This window comes from Streptococcus sanguinis, assembly GCF_019928825.1.
GTDB classification, from domain to species: domain Bacteria; phylum Bacillota; class Bacilli; order Lactobacillales; family Streptococcaceae; genus Streptococcus; species Streptococcus sanguinis_L.
In genome coordinates this window covers 189,671-200,487 of sequence record NZ_JAHZOP010000004.1, presented here as the reverse complement: position 1 = coordinate 200,487, position 10,817 = coordinate 189,671, and the positions used below count along the sequence as shown (strand labels likewise).

Below are 10,817 nucleotides of genomic sequence, written 5' to 3'. Positions count from 1 at the left end.
AAGACTCCATTTTTATAGTAAAAAAAGAAGACTCGCAAACGAATCTTCTCACTTTTAACCTTCTGATAAAACCTTATCTAATTTTTCCTGCAGGGCTGTTAATTCCCAACCTTCGATTTCTTTTAGCTTATGATTGGTTACTGCCAGCCCCTCATATTCGAGTCCGCAGTTCTGGCAAAAGCGACTCATCACGTAGTCCAGCATTTCAATTTCTTTGCTGGGTTGAGAGCCTTGCAGGAGGAAAAACACCTTTTTGCCCTTGAGTGCTTCCTGCGGCTCATGCACATCTGCCACTCGGTCCAACAGGGTTTTTAGCAGACCCGAAAAAGACCACCAATAAATAGGACTGGTAAAGACCAGTACATCAGCCTGACTCAGTTGCTCATAGACCTGAAAGAACTGGTCGTTTTCTGCTGACTGGCCATATTGCTCAATGTGGTAATCCACTAATTGAAGAGCCTCATAATCTCTATCCCGCAGAAAAAAATGCCCCAGCTTAAAACTATTACCATTCCTATTCGGGCTGGCGTTTACCAAATAAATCATAGCTTCTCTTCTCCTCTATTCTTTTTCCAATTATATCAAAAAAGAGGGAAGCAAACAATGCTCACCCTTGCTATTTATTCCGACTTTTCCATATCTTCTTTCATTTCTTCCATATTAAACTTAGCAAAGAGATACTTGCGATCTTGTACTGGGAAACGCTGATCCAGCTGGTCTACAGCACCCAACTCGACGACACCTTCCTTGATGACAAAGTCCATGACGTGTCCGCCAAAAGTCAGATCATCCGATACAAAATGCAGATGATAGCCTGCTAGACTAACCCCGTGGAAAATCTCAGGCGTCCAGATACCAACGATGGTGCCTGTGACATTTTCCTTACGATACTCAGGCTGATTGACCGCTACTTCTGCAAACTTCCGCTCTGTCGTAGACTTGGGAATCATCCGAACATGCATGCAGGCGAAATCGCCGTGAATCTTGATAGAGCGGAAAAGATTTTCCCCATCATAGTAAGACTCAATCCGCTTCTCCAACTCCTTGTCATCCATCTCAAAGCGCTGACGGAAAATGACCTCCGCCTGATGAGGAACAACTGCCGCGTAAGGTACTGTCATATCTGGTGACACCTCAACCACTTCTGGCACTTCTCCAGAGCCCTTTGCCTGATAAGCCTTACCATTAAGAACAATGAGCTCACCATCAATAGAGTCCAATGTCCCCAAGCCCAAATCTCCATACTGCAGCAACTCCCCAACAGTCATACTGCCGTCGTAAAGACCAGCCATCAAGGCTCCCAAAGTATTATATTGAAATAATTTGATTGGTTCTGCCATTCTTTTTCCTTAATCTTTCTCTTCTAAAAATATTATTGCCCATCCAGCTAAGATTTTTTCATCCTAATTACATGTACTTACTGAATTTCTACCGCCAATCATTATACCATAAATTGTGGGAAAGAGCTGAGCAAGTGCTTCTTGAGCTTTTATAAGCTTTCATAAAGCTCCTGCATACTAGCATCATCAGGCACTAATCTTAGATAAGAAGCAGCAGCTCTTTTAGCTTCTTCAAATCTGCCTAGTTCACGCAAAAGATAGACATACTGCTCTAGAAACTCTGGATTATCATGCAATTCACGAGCCAGTTGATCATAGAGTTCCTCTGCTTTTTCCAGATTTTCCAAAGCCTGATAAGCACGCGCCAGATTCCAGCGAGTCAAGGCATTATCGACTTCTTGCTCTGCAAATTCTAAAATATCCTCATAACGCTCCTGCTCCAAGTAAAGAGTAGTCAGTCGCAAGGCAATCTCTTCTAAATCATCCGCATCTTCCTGAGCCTGCAAAAGATAATTTTCAGCAGCTTTCTCATCATGAAGTTCATAAGAAAGCTGTGAGGCTAAAAGCAAGAGTCGAGTCTCAAAAGGATTCTTAGCCAAGCCCTGCTGGGCAAGAGTCAAGGCTTCAGCCGTCCGATGCTCCGCATGAAGAGACAGGGCATAGCCATATTCGTAGCCTTCAAAATCCGGTGACAGAGTATCCAGTTGCTTGAAATAAAGATTGGCCTTCTGGTATTCTTCCTGGTCCGCTAATATAGTTGCTAGCTCATAAACCGCTGCATCGTCGTATTCCAGCTCAACTGCTTTCTCCAAAAACTCAATGGCAGCTGCAAATTTTCCAAGACTGGCATAGCATACCCCAATCCGCTGATAGGTTGAGACGCCTGTCTGTTCAAAGATTGTACGATTGTCTAGCTGAGCGTATTCCTTAATCGCCTGTGAAAAATCCCCCAGCTCCAAATCAATCTCAGCCAGACCAAAGGTTACCAAAGGCTCATCAGTCAGCTCTGCTGCCTGAGCCAGTTTCTCACGAGCTACATCGGGCAGACCCTCTAGCTGATAGAGGTCAGCCTTAGCCAAGAGAGCAGCAACATACCAGTCACTGTCTGGCTGAATCTCCTCCAGATAGGCAAATGCCTGCTCCAACTCTCCATCATCACTGGCAATAGCTGCCAAGCTGATATAAGAAGCCGGATAGTCAGGAGCCAACTTTTCAAAAATACGCTTGGCCTGAGGGAAAAAGCCGATACTCTCTAAGTAATCGGCCAAATCCAATAATTCTTCTTCGCTGTCTGTAGTCAGGGCTTGCTCGAAATAGCGATCAGCCAGAGCTAGGTCCTGCTCCTGTAAAGCTGCCAACATTTGCTCACTCTTGCTCACTGATTTCTCCTTCTTGTTCAAAATCGGCTTCATAGAGGCCACTTACTTTCTGATACCACTTAAAGATGGCCGCAATGGCAACCTTGGCTGAAGCATAGGCGGGAATTCCCAGGAAAACGCCCCAAATGCCAAACATAGTACCAGAAGTCAATAATACGAATAAAATCGTAATTGGATGAATGCTGAGCTGACTGCCCAAGACCAAAGGAGAAACAAAACGCCCCTCGATTGTCTGCTCAACGATAAAAACGACAATGACTTTAGCCAGCATCACTGGACCACCAGCAATCAAACCGATTGCCAGAGCTGGAAGCATAGCCAAAAAGCTGCCCAAATAAGGCACCAGATTGAGAACGCCGGCAATTACTCCAAGAGTGACACCATAGCGCAGACCAATAATCTTGAAGAAAACGATAAACATCAGAGCTACAATGATAGCAACCGTCACCTGACCGCGCACATAGTTGGCCAGCTGGCTATTGATATCCGTCATCACTTGACCAAAGGAAGCGCGGAATTTAGTCGGCAGAAACTGGGTCACATAGCCTTTCAGATTTTTCCCATCTCTCAGCAGGTAAAAAAGGATAAATGGCATGATGATAATAGCCACGATAATCTGCGAAGTTGTACTGATTAAGTTCCCCGCCCAGTTAACTGCTCGCGATGAAAAATTGCTGGCCCAATCAGTAATCTGGCTAGACAGATTGCTAGTGTATTCCTCAATCTGCGGCTTGAAATCTGCCGAAATATACTTGGTCACAACATCGTCGATGAACTTGTCAGCCTGTTTCAGATAAGCTGGAACATTTCTGACAAAGGCCATGACCTGATGCTGCAAACTAGGAATAGCAACAGCCAAGCCCCAGATAATCAAAAAAGCAATTAAGACAAAGACAATGGTAATAGCAACCAGTCGATTAATCTTATGCTTTTCCATCCAGTCAACGATTGGATTTAACAGATAATAAAGCAGGCCAGCTAAAATAACCGGCAGCATAATCACTCCCAAAAATTCAATGACTGGACTAAAAATAAAACTGATTTTACTAAGTATAAAAATATTCAGCCCCATCAAAAGGGTCACTAAAAATACTGTAATGGCCTTGTTATCTAAAAACCATTTAAAAAACCAGGATAGGCTAAAATCTTTCTCTTTGTGCTCCATATTCTCCTCCTTTAACTCGTCATTTCATTGTAACATTTTTCAGAGAAAAATTCTCTGCTCAGCTATAGGGAAAAGCAAAAAAGAGAGGAGACAGAAGACTTGTATTTTTCGCAAAATACAGCTTCTGACTTCTCTCTTCGGTTCCTGCAAGGCCAGCTAGAATGCAAGGTTATTTCTCGACAGTTGGCAGATAAATGCTAAAGCGCATCTTCCGCCCATCAACGGCTTCAAACTGATATCGCAGACCATGCTTGTCCAAAATCTGCCGAACGATAAAGAGTCCCAGACCAGTCCCGCCATCCTTGCGATTGCGACTGTAGTCTGGCCGGTAGAAAGGCTGAAAAATCTGCTGGATTTGGTCTTTGTTCAAGACGCGTTCCGCCTCATTTTCGATGACTAGCTTATGCTCTTCCAGCCTAAGTAGAATTTGTCCACCTTCTACTGTATAATGAAAGGCATTGTCCAGAAGATTTTTGATAGCCTTGAGCAGATAGGTGCGGTTCCCCTTGACCTTCGCTTCTGCCAGTTCAACCTGAAAATGGTAGTGTCTGACATCTGCTAAAACTCGATAGGTGCTCAGATTTTCCTCCAAGACCTGCTTGAGTGAAAAGACTTCCTGTTCAGTTTCAGTCTTCATCTCCAGTTTAGAAATGGCTAAGATAGACTGGACTAACTCCGACTGCTCCTCTAGGATTTCTCGGCACTTCTGCAAGTACTTGTCTCGATCCTTGAACTCTCCTACTCCATAGATCATGCCATCAACCATCCCCATCATGCTGGTAATGGGTGTCTTAAGCTCATGCGATGTCATCCGCAGAAACTCAGCCTTTTCCCGCTCGCTTTCTGCTACCTTTTCATTTTCCAGGCGCAGAGCCTCGATACTGGTCAGTAGATTAGCATAGAGATGATTGATGTCTTGAGCCAGTTCGGCAATCTCATCACGCCCCTTGACCTGACAGGTCACATCTGGAGCCAGACTCGTCATTTGACGGGTGCTTTTAGAGATGGCTTTAATCCGCTGACTAGAAGTCCGGCTATAGAGATAGGCAGCCAGACCACCCAAACTCAGAGATACAAGCAAGACAAATGGATAGAGATTAAGCAAAATCCGACTAGCATCAGAAACCGGCTGTAAGGAATATTCCCCTCTCAGGACAACTTCTTTACCATCTGAAGTTCGAAAACTTTCTGATAAACTCTTGCTCTCATATTCGCTGTTGGCTATCGTTGGAACAATTGTCAGCTGCAGAGAACTTTCATCTCCTGCCTCAAGAGAGGGATAGAGAATCGTATTGTCTTTCGCAAGCAAGGTAAACCAAATCAGATTACTCTTTTTACTATAATCACTCAAGAGCTCGCCGATTTCCTGACTGGACTTTCCTTTAACTTGCTTGGAAACTTGGTCAAATTCCCTCTGAGCTTCTCCACTCTTAACCTGCTGATAATACACCGGCATGGCAAAGTAAAGACTGGCTAGAACGATAGTCACCACCACGAAAATGATGGACGAGGTCAAGAGAAAGTTCTTTTTGACAATTTTCACTTGTCTTCTCCTCCAAGCTGATAACCCATACCCGTAATGGTTTTCAGCGGTACACCAGGAATCTTTTTACGGATATTCTTGATATGATTATCCAGCACCCGACTATCCAGCTCGCTGTAACCCCAAATGGTATTCATCAGCTGATCTCGGGTCACCAAATGCCCCTTCCTCTTAGCCAGAGTCTGCAAGATTTCATATTCTTTCTTGGTCAGAGGCATCTTCTCACCCTGCCAATAAACCGTGCAGTCATCAATAGAAACCGTCAAATCTCCAACAGCAATCTCTGAAGTAACAGTATTTCTACGCAGAATATTCTCAATCCGTTTGACCAAGATTAGCGGTGAAAAAGGCTTGGTTACATAATCACTGATGAGGTGATTAAAGCTGACCAGCTGGGTATACTCGTCATCAAGTGCTGTCAAGATCATGACCGGAATCTGAGAAGTCTTGCGGATTTCCTTCAGTACTTCCAGACCGCTCTTGGTCGGCAGCATCATATCTAAAATGACCAGATCAAAGGGCTCTTCTTCAAAAGCCTGCAAAGCATCGCCACCATCAAATACTGGCCTTACCTCATACTGACTTTCCTTTAAAAACTCGCAAATCACTTGATTAATCGTCGTATCATCTTCCACCACTAGAATCTTGTGCATACTTAGATTTTTCTCCTTTACCTATTCAAATCGCAGGGCCTCGATTGGATCCAGCTTGGATGCTTTCACAGCTGGCAGGAGCCCAAATACTACTCCTATTATACAACAAAAGAGCAAACTTACAAAGACAGAAAAGAGGGATAAAATATACGGATATGCTAGAGACTGGGTGATGGCAAAGCCAGAGGCGATACCAGCCACCACGCCAATAATTCCTCCCATCAAGGTTAGGATGACTGCCTCTATCAGGAACTGCTTGAGAATGATCTTCCGTCGAGCTCCCAGAGCCTTTTTAATTCCGATTTCACGAGTCCGCTCTGTCACTGAAACCAGCATGATATTCATAACACCGATACCTCCGACTAGGAGAGAGATGCTGGCAATACCTGCTAGCAAGACGAAGTTAGACTTATTGAGATTATCCAGCTGCCGTTCAAATTCCTGCAGGTTGAGTACACCAAACATATAGTCTGACGGTGGCATTTGCTGATTGAGATAATCACTGACCTTCTTGGCCACCTTTTTCAAATCATCGGCCTTGTGGGTTTGGACAGTCACTTCAGGACTGACATTAATGGTATCAAAAATCCGATGCCACTGCTGCAGGGGAATATAGGCAACCTTTTCCGCACCAGCTGTTAAGCCACTCTGCTCAGTTGACTCAAATACGCCAATAACCTTAAAGGGATTGCCCAAGACTTCCACATATTTGCCGATACCATCACCCTTTGGAAAAAGACTATCATAAAGCGACTTTTCCAGATAGGTCACCTGCTCTTGATTTTTAAAGGCTTCTGAGTCAAATCCTTCACCTTCTAGTAAACGTTGCTGCTTGATGTCAGCAGCTGTCTGCGAAACAGCCTGAATCTTCCCAGACGACTTTTGGCTTAGGTAGTAGATCTTCTCATCTGTACCATAGGTCAGCAGAGCATTCTTGACCCCAGAGATTTCCTTAATCTTACTCAGCACATCCTCTCCCATAAAGGGAATATAAGAAGGTTTCTGAGCTTGAGATTTCTCTGGAATGGTTGGATCGATGGCGCTTTTCTTGTCATAGACGACCTTGATTGTGTTATTGTTGCCACCGATAAGCTGACGCTTGGTATTTTCCGTATTTCCCTCAATGATGGAAAAGATAGCGATGATAGCGCCTATCCCTATGATAATCCCCAACATAGTTAGCATAGAGCGCATTTTATGCGACAAGATTGAATTCAGAGCTACAAAAATATCTTCCATACAGCTTCCTTTCTATCCTATCGCTTTGCTCTCTATATTACCGTCCCGTAGGATTACCGTCTGCTTGCAGAGTTGGGCTACTTCCGGCTCATGGGTAATGATGACAATGGTCTTTCCCTCATCATTAAACTGCTTGAAAAGGTCCATAATCTGCACACTGGTCTTGGTATCCAGGGCCCCCGTTGGTTCGTCACCAAGGATGAAGCTGGGATTGGTTACCAAGGCTCGCGCAATGGCTACCCGCTGCTTTTGACCACCGGACAGCTCCATCGGCTTGAAATCACTTCTTTCTTCCAGCCCGACCAATCGCAGCATTTCCAGTGCCCGCTCCCGTCTCTCTTTTTTAGGAATTTTCATGTAAGTCAGAGGCAGTTCCACATTTTGGCAGGCCGTTAGCTTGGGCATAAGATTAAAATTTTGAAAAACAAAGCCAATCTTCTGATTGCGCAAATCGGACAGCTGATTGTCAGACAGCTCAGATACATCGGTCCCTTCGATATGATAAGTCCCCGAACTTGCCTTATCAAGACAGCCGATAATGTTCATCAGAGTGGACTTGCCAGATCCAGACGGTCCCATGATAGCTAGAAAATCCCCCTCTTTCACATGCAGATCAATTCCTTTTAAAATTGGAAATTCCTGACTGCCCTGCTGATAAGATTTGTGGATATCCTTAAGCTTTAACATGCTGTCCTACCTCCATCCCTTCTTCCATACCTGCTCTTGGGGTCGAAATGGTATCTTGCATAGTCAAACCTTCTGTAATCTCCACCAAACGGTCAGAAACTTTCTTGGTCTTGACTTCCTGCATTTTCAGAGTCTTACCCTCTACCTTCCAGACATAGGTCTTGCCATTTTTACTGAAAGTATAAGCCTTATTGACAACTACCTTGCCGGCCTCAGGAGCATTTTCCACGATATTGACATAGGAATGGGAACCCACTAGCGGCATCTCACCACCCTGATCTAGCTCTACAGTATAAGGAAACTTACCTTGGTTGGGATTTTCCTGTTGCTTATTCCCACCATTATTATTGGAAGTATTTTCTGCTGTCAGACTGCCGACCTGAGTTACCGTACCACTCCAGCGTTTCTTAGGATCCTTGCGATCCACCACTTCCACTTTCTGGCCGACACTCAGCTTTTCACGGTCAAATTCACTGACTGTCCCTTTGACCAGAGTTTTGGACTTGTCCATAATCTCAATAAAGTTTTCTTCTTCCTTTTTGGCCTTGGACTGATTGGGCAAATCCTCATTCATAGAGGTAACTGTTCCGGCTGTATCGGCAGTTACAGTATCATACTTCATCCGGTCTGATTCTGTCTGAGCTGTCACCTGAGCCTTTTCAGCCTCAATCTGAGCTGTCGTTACTTCATTATCCGCAGTCTTAGCATCGCTCAGCGCCTGAGCCAGCTCGTCTTCAGCTGACTTTATCTGCTCCAGCAGTGACTCATCCTGACTGGAATTGTATTTGTCCTTGAGAGAGTTAAGACTGGCCAGCTTGCGATTATAGGTTTCCCATTTAATCGCAGCGCTGTTTTGAGCGGCCGTGATGCCATTAGCCTTGGACTGGGCATCATATTGAGCCGACTGAGCTGTCAATTGCTGCTCTGTCGCATAGGAAAAGAGCGGCTGTCCTTGTGTAACGGTATCACCATTTTTGACAAATACTTCCTTGACTTCCCCTTTAGAAGGGTCAATCTTGACCTTACTGCTATTGTTGGCAACTACTTCCCCAGATAAAACCAGGCTTGTTTTTTTACTGTTATTGACAGCTTCTTGGACCGTCAGCGAATCAATCGTCTTATCTACCATTTTCATGGCCTGTTGTTGATTGATCTGTCTAAAATACAGATAGCCTCCCAGTCCAGCACAAGCAAGAATGACCGTGCTGCCCAATAGAATGGTCTTACGATTCATTTTTTTTCTTCGAAACATATTGCCTCCAACCTACATGTTTTAATCTTTATTCAGCTTCTGAGCTAGATCCTGATCCATCTTCTGGAATTTCCTCACCATCTGCTGGGATTTGGATAACATTTCCATCAGGCATTGTGTATTCTGTCACTTCTTTGCCATCAACTGTCTTGGTCTTCTTATCAACAGCATCCTTCTGGAAGTCTACTTGTTTCCCATCCTTAATTTCTGAGTTATCAGCTTCTTTATTTCCGCATGCGGCTAAAAAGAATCCTGACATTCCGATAAGGGCAACGAGCATAGCAATTTTTTTAACGTTCATTTGATTTCTCCTTTGTTTTAGCAAGCAGGAACTTTGTTGTTTCCTGACAGTAATTGTTTTTTTGAACAATTCTATTCTAACAAAGCCATCTATCCCCTTCCTACCCACTATCTGTTTTTTATCTGTTTTTTCAAAACCAATACTATTCTTTTGAAAATCAGGCAAATCCTCCGCTCTAAGACCTATCATCTGCTTTTATGATATAATAGTAGCAAGCAATCTAAATACATACGAGGTAATGGAATGACACAAACGGTTTACTTTGGAACTTATACTCGCAGAGATTCCAAGGGAATTTACAAGGCAGATTTTAATTCTAACAAAGGAACTTTAGAAAACTTGACCTTGCTTGCTGAAGAGCCCAGTCCAACCTACCTAGCCTTTGATAAGGCTGGACATCTCTATTCTGTCGGGGCAAAGGACGGACAGGGGGGAATTGCAGCCTTTGACAAGGCAGGTCAGCTCCTCAACCATGTCGTTGAAGAAGGAGCTCCGCTTTGCTATGTGGCAGTTGACGAAGAGCGTGACTTGGTTTACGGTGCCAATTATCATAAGGGACAAGTCTTGGTCTACAGACAACTGGCTGATGGAAGACTGGAACTGGCTGACTCAGCTAGCCATCAAGGTCAAGGACCACACGCCAACCAAACCTCTGCCCATGTCCACTATGCTGACCTTACACCAGATCAATACCTGATCACCTGCGACTTGGGAACTGATGAAGTCACCACCTATGATGTTTCTGAAGATGGAAAGTTCGCTCCTCTGAACACTTACAAGTGTGCCGCTGGAGCTGGTGCCCGCCATATCGTTTTCCACAATCATTACAAAATCGCCTATTTGATTTGTGAGCTTAATTCTACTATTGAAGTCCTGATTTACGATGGAGTCGGCCATTTTGAACACCTGCAAACTATCTCCACCTTACCAGAGGACTTTGAGGGTGCAAACGGAACAGCTGCTATCCGTCTGTCTGCTGACGGCAAGTTCCTCTACGGTTCCAACCGTGGCCATGACTCTCTTGCCGTTTACGAAATCTTAGCTGACGGCAGCTTGGAATTAATCCAGATTGCACCTACCAATGGTCAAAATCCACGGGATTTCAACATCACACCAGACCAAAACTATATCATTGCGGTCCATCAAGACTCTGACAATGCAACCATTTTCAAACGCGATGCTGAAAGTGGAAAATTAACAGAAATCTCCCATGATTTCTACGTTCCCGAAGCTGTTTGTGTGACCTTCAAGTAAGCAG

11 protein-coding genes are annotated in these 10,817 nt (G+C 44.3%); 1 reads left to right on the top strand and 10 read right to left on the bottom strand.

Annotated features, from left to right (window positions below; all coding sequences use genetic code 11):
• Positions 1-54 precede the first annotated feature (54 nt).
• From K1J09_RS09120 to K1J09_RS09075, 10 genes are all read right to left on the bottom strand, one after another.
• The gene (locus K1J09_RS09120; protein WP_009660584.1) at positions 55-546 is read right to left on the bottom strand and encodes a flavodoxin family protein; all 492 of its coding nucleotides are present in this window, start codon (positions 544-546) and stop codon (positions 55-57) included.
• A 74-nt stretch (positions 547-620) separates the two neighbouring features.
• Entirely contained in the window at positions 621-1,340 is a 720-nt protein-coding gene (gene budA / locus K1J09_RS09115) for an acetolactate decarboxylase (RefSeq protein WP_223323844.1), read from the bottom strand.
• A gap of 149 nt (positions 1,341-1,489) precedes the next feature.
• A complete protein-coding gene (locus tag K1J09_RS09110) occupies positions 1,490-2,719 on the bottom strand; it encodes a tetratricopeptide repeat protein (protein WP_317627830.1) in 1,230 nt (409 codons plus the stop codon).
• Positions 2,706-3,884, bottom strand: a complete 1,179-nt coding sequence (locus K1J09_RS09105) for an AI-2E family transporter (protein WP_002910029.1) — start codon at positions 3,882-3,884, stop codon at positions 2,706-2,708. The genes K1J09_RS09110 and K1J09_RS09105 overlap by 14 nt, the downstream gene beginning before the upstream one ends.
• Before the next feature lie 169 nt (positions 3,885-4,053).
• Positions 4,054-5,427, bottom strand: coding sequence for a sensor histidine kinase (locus K1J09_RS09100; RefSeq protein WP_223323846.1), 1,374 nt, complete (start codon positions 5,425-5,427; stop codon positions 4,054-4,056).
• Positions 5,424-6,080, bottom strand: coding sequence for a response regulator transcription factor (locus tag K1J09_RS09095; RefSeq protein ID WP_223323847.1), 657 nt, complete (start codon positions 6,078-6,080; stop codon positions 5,424-5,426). The genes K1J09_RS09100 and K1J09_RS09095 overlap by 4 nt, the downstream gene beginning before the upstream one ends.
• A 21-nt stretch (positions 6,081-6,101) precedes the next feature.
• A complete protein-coding gene (locus K1J09_RS09090) occupies positions 6,102-7,256 on the bottom strand; it encodes an ABC transporter permease (RefSeq protein WP_373197449.1) in 1,155 nt (384 codons plus the stop codon).
• 75 nt (positions 7,257-7,331) lie between these two features.
• On the bottom strand, positions 7,332-8,006 hold the full coding sequence (locus K1J09_RS09085) for an ABC transporter ATP-binding protein (RefSeq protein WP_002895848.1): 675 nt from the start codon (positions 8,004-8,006) through the stop codon (positions 7,332-7,334).
• Entirely contained in the window at positions 7,993-9,258 is a 1,266-nt protein-coding gene (locus K1J09_RS09080; RefSeq protein WP_223323848.1) for an efflux RND transporter periplasmic adaptor subunit, read from the bottom strand. Before K1J09_RS09080 ends, K1J09_RS09085 begins: the two co-directional genes overlap by 14 nt.
• Positions 9,259-9,286: 28 nt before the next feature.
• Positions 9,287-9,559, bottom strand: coding sequence for a YgdI/YgdR family lipoprotein (locus K1J09_RS09075; RefSeq protein ID WP_002895853.1), 273 nt, complete (start codon positions 9,557-9,559; stop codon positions 9,287-9,289).
• Between the two features lie 243 nt (positions 9,560-9,802).
• Here K1J09_RS09075 and K1J09_RS09070 point away from each other — a divergent pair, with 243 nt between their 5' ends.
• A complete protein-coding gene (locus K1J09_RS09070) occupies positions 9,803-10,813 on the top strand; it encodes a lactonase family protein (RefSeq protein WP_223323849.1) in 1,011 nt (336 codons plus the stop codon).
• The last annotated feature ends 4 nt before the right edge of the window (positions 10,814-10,817 follow it).

What these genes read in the sequence shown, in the direction of transcription:
- K1J09_RS09120 (WP_009660584.1), bottom strand. Translation starts at nt 546, where the DNA reads ATGATTTATTTGGTAAACGCCAGCCCGAATAGGAATGGTAATAGTTTT.
- budA (WP_223323844.1), bottom strand. Translation starts at nt 1,340, where the DNA reads ATGGCAGAACCAATCAAATTATTTCAATATAATACTTTGGGAGCCTTG.
- K1J09_RS09105 (WP_002910029.1), bottom strand. Translation starts at nt 3,884, where the DNA reads ATGGAGCACAAAGAGAAAGATTTTAGCCTATCCTGGTTTTTTAAATGG.
- K1J09_RS09095 (WP_223323847.1), bottom strand. Translation starts at nt 6,080, where the DNA reads ATGCACAAGATTCTAGTGGTGGAAGATGATACGACGATTAATCAAGTG.
- K1J09_RS09090 (WP_373197449.1), bottom strand. Translation starts at nt 7,256, where the DNA reads ATGTTGGGGATTATCATAGGGATAGGCGCTATCATCGCTATCTTTTCC.
- K1J09_RS09085 (WP_002895848.1), bottom strand. Translation starts at nt 8,006, where the DNA reads ATGTTAAAGCTTAAGGATATCCACAAATCTTATCAGCAGGGCAGTCAG.
- K1J09_RS09080 (WP_223323848.1), bottom strand. Translation starts at nt 9,258, where the DNA reads ATGTTTCGAAGAAAAAAAATGAATCGTAAGACCATTCTATTGGGCAGC.
- K1J09_RS09075 (WP_002895853.1), bottom strand. Translation starts at nt 9,559, where the DNA reads ATGAACGTTAAAAAAATTGCTATGCTCGTTGCCCTTATCGGAATGTCA.
- K1J09_RS09070 (WP_223323849.1), top strand. Translation starts at nt 9,803, where the DNA reads ATGACACAAACGGTTTACTTTGGAACTTATACTCGCAGAGATTCCAAG.